Genomic DNA, 20,498 nt, shown 5'->3' with positions numbered 1-20,498 from the left:
CCTTTTGTCTCATTCATGTGAAGAGAAGTATTTCAAGAACTGTGTACGTTCGAAAGTATTGACTCCCTTCGGGTCGTTTACGTTCAGAATACCTTTGAACTGGCTGATGGTTTCCATACCTTTGCGGTCCATCCACAAGTTGAGGAAGCGGATGTATTCTTCAATGATGGTAGCTGAATTCTGATAAAGCACACTGCATATCTCTACGGCCGAAGCACCTGCCAATATTGCCTTGACAACGCCTTCGGGCGAGTGGATACCACCGGAAGCAGCATAATCGAGTTTGTTTACGGCTGCCGAAGCGATGCCTATCCAGCGCAGGGCTTTGGACAAATCGGCTTCATTGCTGAATACGTTACCGGATACTTGTATCATTTTCTCAATGTTGATGTCCGGCTGGTAGAAGCGGTTGAACAGCACTACTGCGGCGGCACCGTTGGCGTACAGCTGGTCTATCAGCGCTATCGGGTTGGTCAGGTTGTCACCCAGCTTCATGATGACGGGTATCTTGACCGTCTTCTTGATGTGGCTCAGAATGTCGATGTGGCGTTGCTCGAAACTGCCGTAAACATATTGTACATCCGTCTGCAGTGCAAGGATATTGATTTCCAGTGCGTCTGCACCGGCTTCTTCTATTTTGGCGGCAAATTCCACCCAGTCGGCATTCTGATAGCAGTTGATGCTGGCTATGATGGGGATATTGCAAACCTTTTTGCTTTCCTTAATCAGGTTCAGATATTCACCCAGCTTATGTTCGCGGATATATCCTACAAGGTAGTCACTGCCTTCGGGGTACATGTTCGGGTCTCCCATCCAGTCAGCCTCCATCATGATTTGCTCTTCAAAGAGTGATTTTAGCACAATGGCACCTGCGCCGGCCTCAGATAGTTTCTGGTTCTTGGCGGCGCTGTCTGTCAGTCCGGAGCTGCTGACGATAATGGGGTTTCTGAGTTTCAGCCCTGCAAAAGTAGTTTCTAATGTTGCCATGATAATGATTTTTTATGGTTAATAGTTTCTTTCTCCAAAAATCTTGCTTCCTACACGTATTAAGGTGCTCCCGGCTGCAATGGCCTCGTGGTAATCGTGAGACATTCCCATGGACAATTCCCGGAATGACTCTGCATCGGCAAACCACTTGGTTTTCACTTCATTGAAGAAGCTACTTAAAGAACAAAACTCAGTTTTGATTTGTTCGTCATTGTCCGTATTTGTGGCCATGCCCATCAATCCGCATATCCGGATATGATTGAGCTTTCTCCATTCACCGGCTGCCAGCATTTCCCGGCATTCGTCAAAGCTGAATCCAAACTTGGTCTCTTCCCGGGCAATGTGCAGCTGCAGCAGGCAGTTGACGGTTTTTCCGGCTTTGGCAGCCTGCTTGTTCACTTCGGCCAACAGCTTGTAGGAGTCTATGCCATGAATCAGCGCTACGTAAGGAACGATATATTTTATTTTGTTTGTTTGCAGATGCCCGATGAAATGCCATTCTATGTCTTTGGGCAGACTTTCGTATTTGGCAGTCATTTCCTGCACCTTACTTTCTCCGAACACACGCTGGCCGGCACGATACGCTTCTTCTATCGCCTCGTTGGGGTGAAATTTGGAAACAGCCACCAGCCGTACCTTTTCAGGCAGTTCGCTCAGTACTTGTTTTAAATTCTCTGCAATCATCGTTTTTTTGAGTTATGAGTTATGAGTTATAAGTTATGGGTCACAATAATAATTCATAACTTATAACTCATAACTTAAATTAAACTTCCGGTTTGTCGTCGGGCTCTGCACTGTACGGATATACATCCATAATGGCGGTTTCCGCTACAGATGCTATCTGATAGTCGGCCATTGTGCCTTTCATGCCCTCATCCAGTTTCTTCACTGCATCACGCAAGTCGGCAGCCTGCACCAATACCTGGGTAGAGGTTTTCTTTTCCGCACCGCTTTTCTCGTCCAGTGTGATGAAAACCAGTTTACATTTAAACCAGCGGTCGGCAGCTTCCTCTTCGCTGGGGAACAATTCGCTATAGTTGGCACGTTTGATGTCCGATACGGTGAACTCTCCCGAAATGAACGGCGTCATCTCTTCGATGATGCGTGCTTCCGCTTCTGTAAAACTGAGGGCATCTACCAGGTACGGTTCGGTCACCTTCTTGTTCATTCCATTTTCCATTGTTTTCTCGTAACGGATCTTACATTCAAACCATGTATGCATTGCCATAATTTTCTGTTTTTAATTATTGATTTATTGTTAGTTAAGCTGCTTTATGCGTGCCTATGCCCGCCGAAAGCAGTGCAAAGATAGCCAAAAACTAAATGGATATAAAAAGTTGCCTTGCATTTTACGTGAAAATTTTATTGGAGAACCGGGACGGTACGTATGGGCATAAAAAAAGGAGTACCGCTGTACTCCAACCTTTGTTAACCTTAAATCTAATACTATGAAAAACACATTGCAAAGGTACGGACTTTTTCGACATTTGCAAGAGTGTCGGGGCATAAAGTGTGTATTTGTAACACTTATTATATTTTATGCCTTTGTACTACATCTTTTTTAAAACTTGAGGTGTGTTGCTGAAACATAAATTTGCATCTGTTTTGCTTCCACACTTCCACCCACCTCCTGTATCTCCCTATCCATCGGCATTTACCCTGCGGTGGAAGCAACCTGAAAAGGTGGAAGCAAAATTTGCTTCCACCTGCCAAAAACGTCTGAGTTTTGCCGTAACTTATTATCCTCTACCATAATACCGCGCGTGGGTTACATAAATCGGTCGGTGTAGTTTTCCTGCATTTTCGAGTTTGCCTGACTATGAATAGTGGAGTCTAATGCCTTTTAAGTTGCTGTACAATACGTTTGCACCTTGTGCGCAATAGGCGCGGGCTACGTACTTCATCTGTAAAAGCCTTGGAGTTAGTGACGTCTAACGGCCATGAACAACCCTGCTTATGGTCGTTAAACGATTGCTTCATGGCCATTAGCAGAGCTGTTCATGGCCGTTAGGCGTTATTAATTCCCTATGCAACAGTGGACAAACAAAGGGCGAAAAGTAAAGTAATGCTTGTGTTTTAGATAGAAATCCATGGGCTTTCACTCTCTCCATAGGTTATGGAAGTGGGCTTTTATTTCACTTGCGTTCTGTGCGATAAATTCCCATTTATCAGTAGGTATATTTACGAAACTTCAATAATGCATTTATAAGGGTAAGATATTGGAATGTAGAATGATATATTGGAAATGATGAGGTGTTTTTTAAACGTTCGTTTAATAAACGTCTATTTTTAAGAAAATAAGTAGAGGTATAAAAGTTAAAAAGGAACAGAACTTTAATATGTTAAATATTAGACGTACACTGCTGAAATTCAATAGATTAATATGAAACAGAAATCACTTTGGGAATATTTTTATTAAACATTTTGTTAGTTCAAAAAATACAGCTTATCTTTGCGTTCATTAAACGAACGTTTATTGGACACTTCTATGAGTCTAATATCTTCTTTAATAGCTTATTATCATTGCAAAAGTGTACAATACGGTTTGGGTGGGAAAATGTCTCGTTCAAACCGCGAAGCGCACCCGGAACTGAGCTAATTCATTCGAAAGAAAATTTCTAAGTGACTGAACAACAGAAATATTGGTTTGCGGCTCGCACCCGTGACAAGCAGGAATTCACAGTCCGGAAATCTTTGGACCGACTTAAATCGGAAGAGCATTTGGAGCTTGACTATTATCTTCCCACGCGTTTTGTCATTTCTCAATTGAAGTATCGTCGTAAGCGTAGCGAAGTTCCAGTAATCCGCAATCTGGTATTTGTTCATTCCACCAAGCAGACAGCCTGCGATATTTCCAACATCTATAATGTCCCCCTTTTTTATATGAAGGACCTTTCCACGCATTCCATGCTAGTGGTACCGGATAAGCAAATGGAGGACTTTATGTTCGTAATGGATTTGAATCCTGACGGTGTCAGCCTTGATAGCGAAATTCTGACTGTTGGGCATAAAGTAAAAGTTATCAAAGGCGAACTCAGCGGTATTGAAGGTGAGGTTGCCATCGAAGCCAATAAAACATACGTTGTTATCCGCATTAAAGACCTTTTGACTGCAAGTGTCAAAGTCCCCAAATCCTATCTGAAAATAATCGGGTGACTTCTAAATAAGTATAATCTTATATTTTAATCATATATCATAATAATGAATGATTTAACTTCCCGTGCTCTTGAGCTTCAGCATGCAGCTCATGAGCTGATGTATCTTGGTATGGACGGTGAGCCGGTCTATTCCGACACTTTTTGCCGGTTGAATAAGGAAGTGCTTGTTAAGTCCGATTCTCTTTTTTCTGCTCAGAGTTCCGATGTTGAAGAGGAGGCGAATTTGTGTCTGGCTCTTTTGATGGGGTATAATGCTACCATTTATGATGATGGGGATAAGGAGCAAAAGAAACAAATGGTATTGAATCGGATTTGTCTTGTTTTGGAGCAGTTGCCTGCTTCTTTACTTAAAGTCCGACTACTGACTTATACATATGGGGAGGTTTATGAAGAGGTTTTGTTTCAAGAAGCCTATGCGATTATTGAAGGTTGGAACAAAGATAATTTGAGTTCGGAACAAACTGAAATCATCGAAGAATTGAAGAATATCGAAGAGAATCCATATCCGTTTGAGGAAGTGGAATAGGATTTGGGTGTAATAAGAAAATCATAAAAAATAGATAACTTTTATTGATATGAAAGCATGTTTTATGGGGTTGGGTTATATTGGCCTGCCCACTGCAATTATTGCCGCTAAACACGGAATTCAGATTATCGGGGTCGATATTAATCCCAAAGTTGTAGAAATGACTAATCAAGGTAAGTTGCATATCATTGAACCGGGTATGCAGGAGCTTCTTCAAGAAGTCGTTACTACCGGTCAGTTGAAGGCTTCTATTACTCCAGAAGTGAGTGATGCCTATTTTATGGTTGTACCTACTCCTTTTAAGGGGAATCATGAACCCGATATCTCTTATGTGGAGGCTGCTACACGTGCTGTGATACCTTTGTTGAAAGAAGGCGATTTGTATGTCATAGAATCTACATCACCAGTTGGCACTACCGATAAGATGGCTGAGTTGATTTTTGATTTACGTCCTGAATTAAAAGATAAAATTTATATAGCCTATTGTCCTGAACGTGTCCTTCCCGGTAATGTAATTTATGAACTGGTTCATAATGATCGTGTCATTGGCGGTATGAATGAAGCTTCTACAGATAAAGCTATCGAATTTTATAGCCGGTTTGTGCAGGGAATGCTTCATCGCACCAACTGCAAAACGGCAGAAATGTGTAAATTGACAGAAAATTCCTCCCGTGATGTACAGATAGCTTTTGCTAATGAGCTTTCTTTGATTTGTGATAAAGCAGGAATCAATGTTTGGGAATTGATAAAATTGGCGAACAAGCATCCTCGTGTTAATATCCTTCAACCTGGTTGTGGTGTTGGAGGACACTGTATCGCGGTTGACCCTTATTTCATTACGGCAGAATTTCCCATGGAATCTAAGATTATATCTACCGCCCGTGAAATCAACAACTATAAAGCATTCTGGTGTACAGAGAAGGTGCAGAATGCCATGTTGAAGTTTGAGTTGGAACATCATCGTAAGCCCACTATCGCCATGATGGGGCTGGCTTTTAAACCCGATATTGATGATTTGCGTGAAGCTCCTGCCAAGTATATTACTACTAAAGTGATGCAAAGCTGTAATAATGCAGATATTTTAGTAGTGGAACCTAATGTGCAGGAACACAACGTATTTAAACTTACAGATTATAAAGAAGCCTATGAGAAGGCTGATATCGTCGTTTTTCTGGTTGCTCATTCTGTATTTAAATCCCTGCCATATAATGATCGGAAAGTAATTTTTGACTTTTGCGGAATTTACAAGAAATAATAAATACCTTATAGCATGAAGAAGATTATGTTGGTTTTCGGGACTCGTCCCGAAGCCATAAAGATGGCTCCTCTGGTGAAAGAATTTCAGAAATATCCGGAGGAGTTCAAGACAATCGTATGTGTTACCGGTCAGCATCGCGAAATGCTTGATCAAGTGTTACATATATTTGATATTACTCCTGACTATGATTTGAATATTATGAAACAAGGGCAGGATTTATATGATGTGACAGCCCGTGTTTTGACGGGGATGCGGGATGTCTTGAAAGAGGCACAGCCGGATGTTGTTTTGGTTCATGGTGATACAACCACCTCTACGGCTTCGGCATTGGCTGCTTTTTATCAGCAGATTCCGGTGGGGCATGTAGAGGCGGGACTTCGTACTCATAATATTTATAGTCCTTGGCCAGAGGAGATGAATCGGCTGATAACAGGACGCATTGCTACTTATCATTTTTCTCCCACACCGTTAAGCCGACAGAATCTGTTGGATGAAGGGGTAAAGGAATCTTCTATTATTGTGACCGGAAATACGGTAATAGATGCACTCTACATGGTTGTGGATAAGATAAAGAGCGATAAAAAACTTGATGAAGAATTGGAAGGTGTTTTGAGAACTTCCGGTTATGACATTAACCGTTTGCAGGATGGAAAGAGATTAGTTTTGATAACAGGTCATCGTCGTGAGAATTTCGGTGACGGATTCATGTCTATGTGTAAGGCTATTCAGGCTCTTACAAAACAATATCCGGATGTCGACTTTGTCTATCCGATGCATTTGAATCCTAATGTTCGCAAACCCATTCATGAAGTATTTGGTGAGGATTTGTCTAATTTGGGGAATATGTTCTTCATAGAGCCTTTAGAGTATCTTTCTTTTGTTTATCTGATGGAGAAGTCTGCTATTGTATTGACTGATAGTGGTGGTATTCAGGAGGAAGCTCCGGGACTGGGTAAACCAGTACTTGTGATGCGTGATACGACAGAACGTCCAGAAGCTTTGGAAGCCGGAACTGTGAAATTGGTAGGAACAGATTGTGACAAGATTGTAAATGAGGTTTCTGCATTGTTGGACGATCGAGTTTATTATAACCAGATGAGTAAAGCTGTGAATCCTTATGGGGATGGATTGGCTTGTGAAAGAATAATAGCATTTATCTAAATTTTTTACAAAATGATACCTTTTAATATCCCATATTGTACAGGTAAGGAATTACACAATATAAAATTGGCAATAGAGTCAAAAAAAATATGTGGTAATGGATATTATACACATTTATGTCAACAATTTTTTGAAAATAAGTTTGGATTTAAAAAATGTTTATTGACATCGTCTTGCACAGATGCATTAGAAATGTGTGCAATATTAGCTAATATTAAAGAAGGAGATGAAGTTATTGTTCCTTCTTATACTTTTGTATCATCGGCTTTAGCTTTTGTTAGGCAGGGAGCTAAAATAGTATATGCTGATAGTGAATCAGATAATCCCAATATTGATACATCTACTATAGAAAAATTGATAACAAAGAAAACAAAAGTTATAGTACCTGTACATTATGCAGGAGTTTCTTGTGATATGGATGCTATTATGGGAATAGCTTGTAGATATAATTTATTGGTGGTTGAAGATGCAGCTCAGGGTATTGATTCATATTTTACATCACCCAAAACTGGCTTAAAAACTAGTTTGGGAGGAATAGCTCATATGGCAGCTTTTTCTTTTCATGAAACAAAGAATATACAATGTGGTGAGGGAGGATTGTTAATTATTAATGATGAAAGGCTTGTCCGCCGTTCTGAAATAATATGGGAAAAAGGAACTAATCGAGCCGAATTTTACAGAGGGGAAGTAAATAAGTATGGATGGGTGGATTTAGGTTCATCTTTTTTACCATCTGAATATACTGCTGCTTTTTTATATTCCCAATTGTGTGAATTAGAAAAAATCCAGAGAAGAAGAATTGATATATGGAATCAATATTATGAGGGTTTGCGCAATGTGTATCAGTTAAAGCTACCTGTTGTACCACAATATGCAACTAATAATGCACATATGTTTTATGTGATCTGTCCTTCTTTTGAGATAAGAAGTCAACTAATAGAGTTTTTAAAAGAAAACAATGTTCAGGCGGTATTTCATTATTTAAGTCTTCATAAGAGTGAGTTTAATAAGAAACATGCAAAAGAAATTCCTGATCTTCCAATGGCAGATAAGTATACAGATTGTTTGTTGAGACTGCCTCTGTACTATTCTTTAACAGATAATGATATTGTTAAAATAATAACTCTTATACATGATTTTTTTTCTTAATTTATGCGGCTACACATTGTTCCAGATGAAAAAGTAATAAATAGGTGTATAGATGCATTTAATTCAGTATTTCCTGATGAGAATGTTTTTATCGTTTTTCTTAATGACGAGAAATCCTTACCTCAATATGTGCAAAAAAAAAATCAAGTGTTTTATGTGAAATTTGGTAGTAGTATTTTTTGGAATATTATTGGTGATGTAAATAAATATGCAGCTATAATAATCCATTTTTTCACTACAGATAGTATTCGATTTGTTAATTCAATAAATCATTCGAAAATATACTGGATTGAATGGGGGGCAGATTTGTATAGTGGCTTATTAGAGAATAGAGGTTATCAATTGTATGCAGACAGAAAAATATTATGGAGGATAAGTACGAAAAAGATTCCATATAGATTGTATCAATTGTTGTATAAAATGAAGTTATGCAAAAAAACACACGAACTATTGCATGCTGTCAAGAAAGTACATTATTTTGTTCCAGATAGTATGTATGATGAATATCCACTATTGTTATCGTATTATCCGGAATTATCACATCTAGAATATAAAGATTTCTTTTATTATCCAATTGATGAGATTTTATCTGATGAATTGTATTGTTCTATAACGAAAGGAAATAATATTATTATTGGAAATTCTTCATCACCGACGGGAAATCACTTATCAATTTTTGAAAGGTTGAAAATGTTAGGTGTGAATGATAAAAAAATATTTGTTCCGTTGAGTTATGGTAATATGAATTATGCTAATTATATATCCAAAGTTGGAGAACAATATTTTGGGCGAAAATTCAATGCAATTCGTGATTTCATGCCATTGGAAGAATATAATAAATTTTTACTATCTGCAGATGTCTTTATATATGGAAATTGGAGACAAGAAGCCGTTGGTAATATTCTTATAGCATTGTTTATAGGCGGAAAAGTCTTTTTGGATGAAAAGAATCCATTGTTGAAATTTTATAAGGATAAAGGGTTGGTTATATTTGGATTGAATGAATTAACCGTAGGTAGTATAATTAATCAATTATCATCAAATGAAATTGCAAATAATCGTAAAATATTAAATAATATTTATTCTAAGGAACGTTTATATTATTTGATAAAATCAAATTTCTGATTGTCTCTGTCAATATGGGTAGTGCAATAAATGGAGTTAAATGGACTTCGCTTAGTGCTGTAGTAAATGCATGTGCTAAATTGGGACAAATATCTATTCTTACAAGATTTTTGAGGAAAGAAGATTTTGGACTTATTGCCATAGCTGTTTTAGTAATTTCATTTACAGAGATATTTATGGATATGGGTATTTCATCTGCAGTACTCCATAAACAGGATATATCAAAAAATGAATATAGTTCATTGTATTGGTTTAATATTATATCTGGATTTGTAATATCTGTAATTATTTGCATATTGGCACCATGGGTAGCTATATATTATAACCAACCGGAATTGGTTAATATTATATCATTGTTATCGTTGAATGTTATTTTTTCATCGATATCTCGACTTCAACGTACTTTTCAACAAAAACAAATGCAGTTCAGTGTTATTGCAAAAATTGATATGACTGCATCTGTTTTAATGGTCATATTTTCTATTGTTTTAGTGTATATTGGTTTGGGCGTATATGCACTTGTTTTTTCCACTTTATTTTATGGTTTTTTTATAGCTATTATTTATCTGTCGTATTCTGTTTTTAAGGACAGAATAATAAGATTGCATTTTAATTTCTATGAAACAAAGCCTTATTTAAAGATAGGGATATATCAAGTTGGCTCTTCAACATTGGATTATCTATCAAGAGAGATGGATATATTCCTTATAGGAACAGCATATTCATTAGAAATATTGGGAGTATATTCTGTATGTAAGCAACTCGCATTTAAAGTTTATTCATTCATAAATCCAATAGTTACTAAAGTGCTAACACCTAGTTTGGCATTATGCCAAGATAATCAGTTTTTACTTAGAGAAAAATATATTAACGTAATTAGGGTGCTATCTTTTATTGATATGCCTATTTATTTTTTTCTTTGTTATTGCTCGTCTTATGTATTGGGTGTAATATATGGTAGTTCATATGTTGAGTATTCATTAGTATTCAGTATCTTATGCCTTTACTATTCAATATGTAGTATTGGAAATCCACTAGGGGCTTTACTTGTTGCAACAGGCAGAACTGATATAGGATTTTATTGGACAATTTATAGAATTATTGTAACTATGATAGTTTTGTATTTTGCTTCTTTGAGTCCTTTTGTAATTTTTGTATTTGTCATTTTTATCTTAAATTTTATAAATCTTTTTCCTGAAATTCTATTGATTTACAAACCTCTATTGAATATTTCTTGTTCGCAGTATATAAAGAGTTTTAGTACTCCTCTATTTATTTCATTGATATTATCCCCATTAGTTTTTATACATTATATGCGATTAAACTCATATATAGGGCTTGTTATTATTGGTATTTTATTCTTATTGCTATATGTACTATTAAGTTTAGTTTACAATAAAAAGGACATCATTTTGATAAATAGATTTATTAGTTTGGATAGACTCTCAATAGTTAATTTTTTATTTGTAAGATTGGGCATAAAATGAAAAATGTATTATTTTTATTAATTGGCAATATTCGTTATGATGGTCGAGTATTGAAAGAAATATCTACGTTATGTAAGGCTGGATATAAGGTTTCCTTGATCTTATCAGATTTTGATGTAGATGATAATGTATCAAATTATGACTTTAATATAATATTATTGCGTAGGAATTATAGTAGTAATCCTATAATGAAATTATTTTCTACATTAATATATTTTTTCAAAATGAGGAAAGAAATTGTAAGGCTTTCTCCGGATATTTTGCATTGTAATGATTTAAATACTTTAATGTTTGCGTATGCTTTACCACAAAATATAGAGATTGTATACGATGCTCACGAATTGTATTTAGAAAGTCGCTCTGGAATAATCAAATCCTTTTGGAGCGTTGTAGAAAAGACATTGTTGCGTAAAGTAAAATTTGTAATAGTTCCTCAAATTGATAGATTGTATTATTTTTATTTTCGATATAAATTACCATTGTCAAAATATATGTTGATTGAAAACTTCCCAAATAGAGTGATGGATCTATCAAAAGATTTTTTTAAAAATAAATATAATATTGATGTGAATCATAAACAAGTTGTTACATATCTTGGTGCAATTACGCCAGAAAGAGAGATAGAACTTGTTCTTAAGGCTGTTAGGGAAATAGATAATATTCTTTTTTTTATTATAGGAAACGGAACAGAGAATTATAAAAAACACTTAAATAATTTGATAATGGATTTGAAAATTCAGAAAAAAGTTTTTATGTATCCAGCTATTCCTAACAAGGAAGTATTACATGCAGTAAATTCTTCTGATATTGGTGTGTGTTTTTATAATGAAAGACATTTTAATAGTTATTTTTGTGCAAGTAATAAATTGTATGAATACTTGAATTTAGGGGTAAAAGTACTGACGAATAATACTGCAGGTGTTGCAAGGGTTGTTAAACATGGAGAAAATGGTTTTTGTTGTGATTGTATTACTGTGGATGAAGTCAGAAAAGGACTAATTACCTTACTTAACATGAAAAATTTTGTTCCGACAGATTATTATTGGAGTAATCAAGAAGAACATTTTTTGTCAATCTATAAATAAATGGTTTATATCATAATATTTGCCATTATTTTATGTGGCATATATAGATATGATTTCTTGAGTAGAACTGACGCCAAATTAGGTGTCTTTTCATATATTTTTATATTACTGACTTGTGTTTCGGTTCTGAAGTATAGAGTTGGTTCTGATATATTAGTATATATGTCGGAGTATGGTGATTATTTGCCTTTAAATAAATTGACAGTAAGCTATGTATTTGATAATGCCAATAGACAACCTGGGTGGATATTCTTAATTTCTATTTTAAAATCATTTTCAAATGATTTTTTTGTATTTCAATTTGTTCAGGCTATATTCATAAATTATGCAATAAGTAGAACAATCGTTTTTAACACTAAATATATTTTTACTGCCACTTTGTTTTATTTTGTATACTTGTATACAGAATTAAATTTTGAAGTAATGAGAGAGTCGTTTGCTGTTGGTTTTTTCTTATTTAGTTTAGAAGCGTATAAAAGAAATTTGTGGTTTAAATATTATATATTAGTAAGTATCTCTTTTTTGTTTCATTTATCTGCTTTTTTTTTATTGGTCTTACCTGTTTTAAAATTACTTCCGATTCATAAAAAAGCAATATGGGGATATTTAATCATATTATCTCTTTTCTCTTTTCTTTTTTTACCCGATTTGCATGATACTTTTAAAGATATGGATATATCATTATGGGCGGCTTTAGATGAAAAGGCAACTTCGTACTTAGCGAGTGAGAAATACAAAGTAGAATGGGAAAAATCTTTTTTGTTTAAAAGTTCTTTTGTCTTGGCTGTTAGTTATTGGATTTCAGTTATTAAAGGTTATTATAATGGTTGTAGAAAATGGGAAATACAATTGGGGATTTTGTATTTCATATTTGAAACTTTAAATACTGGCATTCCATTTTTTTATCGTTTTAATAACTATATTCTTTTAGTTTATTTATTGATGCTTACAAATTCAATTTATGCAATAATATCGCATTGCTATTTTGTAAAATTTCGTGGAGTGCTATTATTGTTTTTAATATGTATCTTTATATATCTACCAATCAATTCTTATTTTACACCAACATCTTTTCGAGGTGTACCAGAATATAGAAAATATTATCCATATTATACTATTTTTACTAAAGAAAAAGATTTATTGCGTGAAAGGGCATTTAGATGAGTTATATGAAGATTGAAATTTGGGGAACATATCCTCCTCCTATAGGAGGAGTCTCTATTCATATATATAGATTAATTCATAGTTTGCATACAATAGATTCTTCTGTTGTATTGCGTAATTTTGGAAAGCAGGTGTCTAATATTTCTTATGTAAAACACGTATCTTATCCTTGGATGGAGTTTCTTCTTTTACCTTTTAGAAAGAAAAGGATTATTCATCTTCATTCAAATAATATTTTTGCATTTGCTTTATTTTTATTGTTTGGGGGAAGACATAAAGTCGGTGTTACATTACATAATCAAAATTTGATAAAAAAAACTTCTTTCATAAAAAAGAAAATTATTCAAGTCTTTCTTCGGCATGCAGCTTTTGTTGTTTTGAATGATGATAATTATTTGTTGAAATTGTGCTCACATTTTCATTGTTCGAGGAATAATTTTCATATATTGCCCGCTTTTTTACCTCCAACTCAAGCCGAATATATAGGATTGAGTGAGGATATATTGTTTTTTAGGAAACAACATTCTTTTTTACTTTCAGCAAATGCTTATAAACTACGTTATGAAAATGGCATTGATATATATGGTTTTGATTTATTGATACAGTTAGTGAAATCTTTGAAAGAGAAAGGAATTAATGTAGGGCTTGTTTTTTGTTTACCAATGATTGGAGATATGGAATATTATCAGAAATGCCTCTCTTCGATAAAAGAAATGAATATTGACGATAATATTTTAGTTGTCCAAAGAGAAATACCTAATGGATTTGAGATTTGGAAATTATCTGATTTGTTTATTAGGCCTACATATACTGATATAGAAGGTATTTCTGTTAAGGAGGCTTTGTTTTGTGGTACTCCGGCTGTAGCAAGTGACGTTTGCAAAAGGCCTAGTGAAGCTGTTTTATTTAAAAATAGGAGTTACGAAGATTTGGAGGAAAAAGTTTTAGGATTTTATAATGGTTCTAATTATTCCTCCGAAGGAGGAATCAGTATTGATAATCGAGTTCCTGAACAATTATTGGAAATTTATGAAAAGTGTAAATAGTCATAGTGAAATTGGATGGAAATTAATTAATGGGAATGAAATTTCTCGTGAAAATAATTTTGATTTAATCAGGCTCTTTGCTGCATTACAAGTCTTGTTGGGTCATGGGATAAATCATTTACAGATATTAGGATATGACGAAATCTTGGATGTTATATCGTTTTTCCCAGGAGTGATGGTGTTTTTTGTAATAAGCGGTTTTTTAATAACCCGTTCATATATTAATTGTAGTATTAAAAAGTCTATGGGGGGGTAAATATATTTTACAATATATCAAAAATAGGTGCCTTCGGATTTTTCCGGCATTATGGTTTGCATTTATTTTAGCAATGGCTTTATTATTGCTTTTCAAAGTTATCAGTTTTACTTCTTTTCTAAATTTAGACTTGTGGGCATGGTTTTTTGGACAGATAACCATATTTCAATATTACACACCTAATTTATTAAGAAATTTTGGAGTTGGTACTCCTAATGGTAGTTTATGGACGATTCCTGTGGAATTAGAATTTTATATTTTATTACCTGTCTTTTTTCTTTTTCTTAAGCACATATCAATAAAAGTGAAGTTTATCGCGTTATTTTTGTTTTCTGCAATGTTCAATTTCTTGTGGACAAGTGCTTGTGAAAGTGGAGAAAGTATATTGGATAAACTTATCGAAGTTTCGATTTTTCCTTATTTATATGCTTTCCTTTTTGGTGGATTGATGTTTTTGAATTGGAGTAAGATTAAATGGTTTATAGAAGGGAAAATATGCTATTGGTTTTTAATTTATGGTTTATATTGCTATTTTGCTGATGCTTTGCCTGGGTATCATTTGGATGATTGGACTACGTTATTGGCTAATCTGTTATTAGGTATATTGACGATTAGTGCAGCCTTTTCAAAAATATCATTAGGAAAAGTTTTACATGGGAATGATATTTCATATGGTATATACATATACCATATGTTGGTGATAAATGTATTTGTTCAGATGAAATTTGTAGGTAACATTTCTTACTTGTTGATGGCGTTGATTATAACAGTTTGTATCGCAATTATTTCTTGGGTCTTTATAGAGAAAAAAGCATTATCATTAAAATATAAGTTATGAAGCAAATCATTCAAGATATGAAATCAGGGAGGACTGTACTTGAAGAAGTACCGGTTCCTCAGGTAAAATCGGGTTATGTTTTAGTCAAAACATCTTGTTCTTTAGTCTCTTTAGGGACAGAACGTATGCTTGTCGAGTTTGGAAAGGCAAATTTGATAGACAAGGCCCGTCAACAGCCTGATAAAGTAAAGCAAGTACTTGATAAGATAAAGACAGATGGTTTGCAACCTACATTGGAGGCGGTTTTTAATAAACTGGGACAACCGTTGCCTTTAGGGTACTGTAATTCCGGTGTAGTGGTTGCTGTAGGAAATGGAGTTACAGAAGTTAAGGTGGGCGATCGTGTGGCATCTAATGGACAACATGCCGAATATGTTTGTGTACCTAAAAACTTGGTAGCTAAAATACCGGAAAATGTTTCGGATGAAGAAGCTGCTTTTACTGTAATTGGGTCTATAGGTTTGCAAGGTATTCGTTTGCTGAATCCGCAATTGGGAGAAACTGTTGTTATAATCGGGTTAGGTTTGATTGGATTGATAACAGCGCAATTATTGAAAGCGAATGGGTGTAGAGTCATAGGAATTGATTTTGATGAAGAAAAGGTGGAATTGGCCCGTACTAAAGGAGTGATAGGGGTAAATCCTGCTAAAGGAACAGATTCTGTAAAATATGTGCTTGAAGAAACATATTCACATGGGGCTGATGCTGTATTGATTACTGCTTCTGCTAAAACAGATGAAGTGATTCACCAGGCGGCTGAGATGTCAAGGAAAAGAGGCCGTATTGTGCTTGTAGGTGTAATAGGATTGGATATTCGTAGGGATGATTTTTATAAAAAGGAGTTATCATTCCAAGTTTCTTGTTCCTATGGTCCGGGACGTTATGATGAAGATTACGAAAATAAAGGAATAGATTATCCGTTACCTTTTGTACGCTGGACAGAAAAAAGAAACTTCGAGACTGTTTTGCAGGCAATATCCATGGGGAATATTGATGTGAAATCATTGATTACTGAAGAAGTGGATTTGAAAGATTATGAAAAGATATATGGGGACATGCGTAAACATGGTTCTATCGCTTCTATCTTGAAATATCCCGTTGATGCAAAACGAAATACGATAGTTGAGGTTGCTTCTGCTGACTTTTCAGTAACAAAAGGACAAATAGGTATTATCGGTGCTGGAAACTTTACATCGGCAACGATGCTACCTGCTTTGACGAAAGCAGGAGCGCATATTCGGTACATTGCGAGTGCACAAGGTTTGTCTGCTAAAGTTTTGGCTCAAAAGGCTGGTGCCATGAAAGCAACTTCTGATTACAAGGAAATCCTGAAAGATGAGGCTGTAGATTTGGTAATGATTACAACCCGGCATAATCTTCATGCTTCAATGGTGCTGGATGCATTACGAGCAAAGAAACATGTATTTGTAGAGAAGCCGTTGTGCTTGAATCAAGCGGAATTGAATGAGATTACTGAAACTTATCAGGAAGCACAAAAGAATGGAGTAACATTGACTGTGGGGTATAACCGACGTTTTTCTCCTTTCGCGGTGAAAATGAAACAGCTTTCCGGAAGCGGAGTGAAAAATATTGTGGCAACTATGAATGCCGGATTTATACCGTCTGAAGTATGGGTGCATGATTTGAAAGTGGGAGGAGGACGTATTATTGGTGAGGCTTGCCATTTTATTGATTTATGCTCATTTTTCGCAGACAGTAAGGTTGTTGCCGTATGTATGAATGCAATGGGGGAAAATCCTGAAGAGAATACGGATAATGCGAGTATTTTGCTAAGATATGAGAATGGGGCGAATGCCGTGATAAACTATTTTGCTAATGGTAGCAAGTCTTATTCGAAAGAGAGAATAGAAATCTATACACAAGAAAAGACGCTGGTTCTTGACAATTGGAGAGAACTGAAAGGGTATGGTTGCAAAGGATTCTCTAAAATGAAAAAAGGCATGGATAAAGGACATACTACCCAATTTGCTTTATTGAATGATAGAATACAAAACGGAGGAGAAGCTTTAATTCCATTTGACTCTATTGTAAATACAGCCAAGGCATCGTTTGCTTGTATCGATAGCTTGAAGCAGAACAAGTGGATTGAGATTGAATAATTCTGTGTTCCTTATGAATAAACTTCTTCTTTATTTTCAGTTATTTCATAACATGGGAATAAAGTACTTTTTGTTTCGTATCCAGTATGAAATACGCCGTAAAGGGGGAATGTTGAAAAGAGCATACCCTATTTCTTGGGAGGATAAAGAATATTTGTCATTGGCGGATTGGAGAAAGCACGCAAAACCCTTTTTCTTTTCAAGTAGAAAGAGCGTGAAATTGACCCATACTGATAGTAGGGTACTTTCAGAGAGAGTCAATAGAATGAAGCGCGGTGAATATTGCTTCTTTTCTGCCGTTTGGTACAACCTTGGAACGGATTATGACTGGCTGACAAACCCTGATACGAACTATAAATATAATGCGAATGTACACTGGACGACAGTAGAGGATATTGTGCCTGAAGCAGGGGATATAAAGTATGTATGGGAAAAGTCCCGTTTTTCTTTTCTCTATGACATTATCCTCTATGATCAAAAGTCTGGTGAAAATCATGCGTCTTTTGTATTTTCTCAAATAGAGGACTGGATTCATAAAAACCCACTTAATTGTGGACCTAATTATAAATGTAGTCAGGAAATATCTTTGCGTGTATTGAATTGGTTATTCGCACTTTATTATTATAAAGATTCGGTTGAATTGACGGAAGATGTTTTTAGGTTAATCATCCAGTCTGTTTATTGGCAAATAAAGCATGTACGTGCAAATATAAATTTTTCCCGGATTGCAGTGCGTAATAATCATGCAATAACAGAAACGTTGGCGTTGTATCTGGTAGGTCTGTTATTTCCTCAGTTTCCAGAATCTGGAGAGTGGAAAAAGAAAGGAAAGAAATGGTTTGAGGAAGAGATAAAATACCAAGTGGCAGAAGATGGTACTTATTTGCAATTCAGCATGAATTATCATCGGGTAGTGGTTCAGCTTTTGACATGGGCCATTACTCTGGCAGACAGAAATGGGGAGCGGTTTTGTGATGAAGTATATAAACGTGCTTATCAGTCTGTGAATTTTTTGTATCAATGCCAGGATGATTCGACCGGTTGGTTATCCAATTATGGTTCGAATGATGGAGCTTTGTTTTTTAAACTTAATGATTGCGATTATCGTGATTATCGTCCTCAACTCGATGCATTATATTATTTGCTTACTTCCGAACATTTGTATGATCGGCAATATGAGGATAGAGAATGGTATTTGTGCGAGTGGAAAGCAAACCGACAGATGTATCCACCAATAAAAAAACAGTTTGGTTGCATTTCTTTTGATAAGGGAGGATATTATTGTATTCGTGAAAAGGATACTTTTTCTTTTATCAGATGTGGAAGACATAAGGACCGACCTGCGCATGCGGATAATCTGCATTTGGATATTTGGTATCAAGGAGAGAATTGTTTGTTTGATGGGGGTAGTTATAAATACAATACAACAGAGAAGTTACTTCGATATTTTATGGGTACGGAATCTCATAATACAATAATGCTTGAAGGACATGACCAAATGTTGAAAGGAGATCGATTTATTTGGTATAATTGGTCGCAAGCAGAGTGGAGTTCGTTGAAAGAAACAGAGGATACTTACATATTTGAAGGAAAAGTTTCTTGTTTTACTTATCTGAATAAGAAAATAAAACATTATAGAAAGATTGTAAAATGGAAAAACACATGTAAGTGGGAGATAGAAGATTGTATAGATGGTAACCCCAAAAATATGAATATGCGTCAATTATGGCATACAAATAAGGATAATCTTAGTTTGGAATCAAACGGTGAAACTATTGATACAGAACAATTATGTTCTAATTATTATGGTCAAACGACTAAATGTAGGCAAATCGAATTTCAGACTAAAAATAGCTCGATAAAAACAATCCTTCAATTTATATAAAATGAAAGTGCTTTATTTCCATCAACATTTTACCATTCCCACCCAAGCGGGGGGACACGTTCTTATGAATTGGCAAAACATCTGATTGCCAGAGGTCATTCTGTTTGCGTGGTTTGTGGTGAAACGGTCAAGCTAGATTTGCCGAACACAACGATGAAAAATGTTCATAGAGGAATGGTCGATGGTATAGATGTGATTCAGATAGCTTTACCTTACTCAAATAAGGATGGTATCGCCAAAAGAGCATGGACTTTCGTGAAGTTTGGATGGAAAGGTATTCAAATAGCATTGAAAGAAGATTATGATTTGTTGTTTGCAACTTCTACTCCTTTGACAGCCGGTATTCCAGGCATAGTAATGAAGTTGTTCCGGAAGAAAAAATTTATATTTGAAGTTCGTGATTTGTGGCCTGAATTACCTAAGGCCTTAGGTATGAAGAATCCTTTTTTATTGTGGGGGATGAATATTTTGGAGTGGTTGAGTTATCATTGCGCGGATGCTTGTGTTGGTCTTTCTCCTGGAATTTGTGAAGGAATTAAAAGAAGGAGCCAGCCAGGCAAGCGTATTTCGATGATTCCGAACGGGTGTGATTTGGAGATATTCAAGCCATCTTCACGTGATAATCTTTCGTTGGAGGGCATTTCCGAAACAGATAAAGTGGCGGTTTTTACTGGTGCACATGGAATTGCCAATGGTTTGGACGCAGTGTTGGATGCTGCTGCAGTGCTGAAGGCAAAGCAACGGACGGATATTGTGTTGGCATTTATAGGAGACGGTAAAATGAAACCGCATTTGATGGAACGAGCTCGAAAAGAGCAATTGGATAATTGTCGTTTTTATAATCCGATGCCTAAGAAGGAACTAAATAAAGTTGTTGCATCAGCAGATTTGGGTTTGATGGTATTAGCTGATGTTCCGGCTTTCTACTATGGAACTTCACCTAATAAGTTTTTTGATTATATATCTTCAGGATTGGCTGTCTTAAACAATTATCCAGGTTGGCTTGCTGATATGATTCAAGAAAATAAGTTAGGGATTGTTGTTCCTCCTAAGGATGCAAATGCTTTTGCCGAAGGCTTGATTTCTTTATTGGACGATGATACATACAGAACAGAATGCGGGCAGAAGGCTAGGGCATTTGCAGAAGCTAATTTCTCAAGAAAATCATTAGCGGATAAGTTCGTTTCATTCTTGGAGGAAGTAATTTCTTTAAAATGAAGATTTTTATCGTCTTGTTATCGAAGAATAGTTTT

17 protein-coding genes and 1 pseudogene are annotated in these 20,498 nt (G+C 35.5%); 15 read left to right on the top strand and 3 right to left on the bottom strand.

Features of this window, described 5'->3' with window-relative positions; all coding sequences use genetic code 11:
• Positions 1 to 9: 9 nt before the first annotated feature.
• The 3 genes from EYA81_RS01835 to EYA81_RS01825 all read right to left on the bottom strand — a co-directional run bounded on the left by EYA81_RS01835 (position 10) and on the right by EYA81_RS01825 (position 2,215).
• The gene (locus EYA81_RS01835; RefSeq protein ID WP_035448822.1) at positions 10 to 987 is read right to left on the bottom strand and encodes a dihydroorotate dehydrogenase-like protein; all 978 of its coding nucleotides are present in this window, start codon (positions 985 to 987) and stop codon (positions 10 to 12) included.
• A gap of 18 nt (positions 988 to 1,005) precedes the next feature.
• Complete coding sequence (locus EYA81_RS01830) at positions 1,006 to 1,671, bottom strand: YggS family pyridoxal phosphate-dependent enzyme (RefSeq protein ID WP_039162784.1); 666 nt, start codon at positions 1,669 to 1,671, stop codon at positions 1,006 to 1,008.
• Positions 1,672 to 1,750: 79 nt separating this feature from the next.
• Positions 1,751 to 2,215: a DUF4494 domain-containing protein gene (locus EYA81_RS01825; protein WP_005831367.1), complete on the bottom strand. Its 465-nt coding sequence runs from the start codon at positions 2,213 to 2,215 to the stop codon at positions 1,751 to 1,753.
• 1,394 nt (positions 2,216 to 3,609) lie between these two features.
• Between EYA81_RS01825 and EYA81_RS01815 the strand changes: the two genes are divergently transcribed.
• The 15 genes and pseudogenes from EYA81_RS01815 (at position 3,610) to EYA81_RS01745 (ending at position 20,463) form a co-directional block, all read left to right on the top strand.
• On the top strand, positions 3,610 to 4,143 hold the full coding sequence (locus EYA81_RS01815; RefSeq protein ID WP_035448818.1) for a UpxY family transcription antiterminator: 534 nt from the start codon (positions 3,610 to 3,612) through the stop codon (positions 4,141 to 4,143).
• A gap of 45 nt (positions 4,144 to 4,188) precedes the next feature.
• The gene (locus EYA81_RS01810) at positions 4,189 to 4,671 is read left to right on the top strand and encodes a UpxZ family transcription anti-terminator antagonist (RefSeq protein WP_008664854.1); all 483 of its coding nucleotides are present in this window, start codon (positions 4,189 to 4,191) and stop codon (positions 4,669 to 4,671) included.
• A gap of 49 nt (positions 4,672 to 4,720) precedes the next feature.
• Entirely contained in the window at positions 4,721 to 5,926 is a 1,206-nt protein-coding gene (gene wecC / locus EYA81_RS01805; protein WP_008664852.1) for a UDP-N-acetyl-D-mannosamine dehydrogenase, read from the top strand.
• A 15-nt stretch (positions 5,927 to 5,941) separates the two neighbouring features.
• Complete coding sequence (wecB, locus tag EYA81_RS01800) at positions 5,942 to 7,090, top strand: non-hydrolyzing UDP-N-acetylglucosamine 2-epimerase (RefSeq protein WP_035448816.1); 1,149 nt, start codon at positions 5,942 to 5,944, stop codon at positions 7,088 to 7,090.
• Positions 7,091 to 7,102: 12 nt separating this feature from the next.
• Positions 7,103 to 8,239: a dTDP-4-amino-4,6-dideoxygalactose transaminase gene (rffA, locus tag EYA81_RS01795; protein ID WP_008664848.1), complete on the top strand. Its 1,137-nt coding sequence runs from the start codon at positions 7,103 to 7,105 to the stop codon at positions 8,237 to 8,239.
• A 3-nt stretch (positions 8,240 to 8,242) separates the two neighbouring features.
• Positions 8,243 to 9,364 carry a TDP-N-acetylfucosamine:lipid II N-acetylfucosaminyltransferase gene (locus EYA81_RS01790; protein ID WP_008664846.1) on the top strand — a complete coding sequence of 374 codons (1,122 nt, stop codon included), beginning with the start codon at positions 8,243 to 8,245 and terminating at the stop codon, positions 9,362 to 9,364.
• A 14-nt stretch (positions 9,365 to 9,378) separates the two neighbouring features.
• A complete protein-coding gene (locus EYA81_RS01785; protein ID WP_008664844.1) occupies positions 9,379 to 10,851 on the top strand; it encodes an MOP flippase family protein in 1,473 nt (490 codons plus the stop codon).
• On the top strand, positions 10,848 to 11,936 hold the full coding sequence (locus EYA81_RS01780; RefSeq protein WP_008664842.1) for a glycosyltransferase: 1,089 nt from the start codon (positions 10,848 to 10,850) through the stop codon (positions 11,934 to 11,936). Before EYA81_RS01785 ends, EYA81_RS01780 begins: the two co-directional genes overlap by 4 nt.
• Positions 11,937 to 13,100 carry an EpsG family protein gene (locus tag EYA81_RS01775; RefSeq protein WP_008664840.1) on the top strand — a complete coding sequence of 388 codons (1,164 nt, stop codon included), beginning with the start codon at positions 11,937 to 11,939 and terminating at the stop codon, positions 13,098 to 13,100.
• A gap of 5 nt (positions 13,101 to 13,105) precedes the next feature.
• The gene (locus tag EYA81_RS01770) at positions 13,106 to 14,146 is read left to right on the top strand and encodes a glycosyltransferase (RefSeq protein ID WP_157132535.1); all 1,041 of its coding nucleotides are present in this window, start codon (positions 13,106 to 13,108) and stop codon (positions 14,144 to 14,146) included.
• On the top strand, positions 14,130 to 14,402 hold the full coding sequence (locus EYA81_RS01765) for an acyltransferase (protein ID WP_035448813.1): 273 nt from the start codon (positions 14,130 to 14,132) through the stop codon (positions 14,400 to 14,402). Before EYA81_RS01770 ends, EYA81_RS01765 begins: the two co-directional genes overlap by 17 nt.
• Positions 14,365 to 15,240, top strand: coding sequence for an acyltransferase (locus EYA81_RS01760; RefSeq protein WP_081030260.1), 876 nt, complete (start codon positions 14,365 to 14,367; stop codon positions 15,238 to 15,240). Before EYA81_RS01765 ends, EYA81_RS01760 begins: the two co-directional genes overlap by 38 nt.
• Positions 15,237 to 17,360: a bi-domain-containing oxidoreductase gene (locus tag EYA81_RS01755; RefSeq protein WP_008664834.1), complete on the top strand. Its 2,124-nt coding sequence runs from the start codon at positions 15,237 to 15,239 to the stop codon at positions 17,358 to 17,360. Before EYA81_RS01760 ends, EYA81_RS01755 begins: the two co-directional genes overlap by 4 nt.
• Before the next feature lie 13 nt (positions 17,361 to 17,373).
• Positions 17,374 to 19,245, top strand: coding sequence for an alginate lyase family protein (locus EYA81_RS01750; RefSeq protein ID WP_034532945.1), 1,872 nt, complete (start codon positions 17,374 to 17,376; stop codon positions 19,243 to 19,245).
• 1 nt (position 19,246) lies between these two features.
• A pseudogene (locus tag EYA81_RS01745) lies at positions 19,247 to 20,463 on the top strand (glycosyltransferase family 4 protein).
• The last annotated feature ends 35 nt before the right edge of the window (positions 20,464 to 20,498 follow it).

It is taken from the genome of Bacteroides sp. A1C1 (assembly GCF_004328515.1).
In the GTDB taxonomy this organism is placed as follows: Bacteria; Bacteroidota; Bacteroidia; order Bacteroidales; family Bacteroidaceae; genus Bacteroides; species Bacteroides uniformis.
This window is presented reverse-complemented; position numbering and strand designations above follow the sequence as displayed.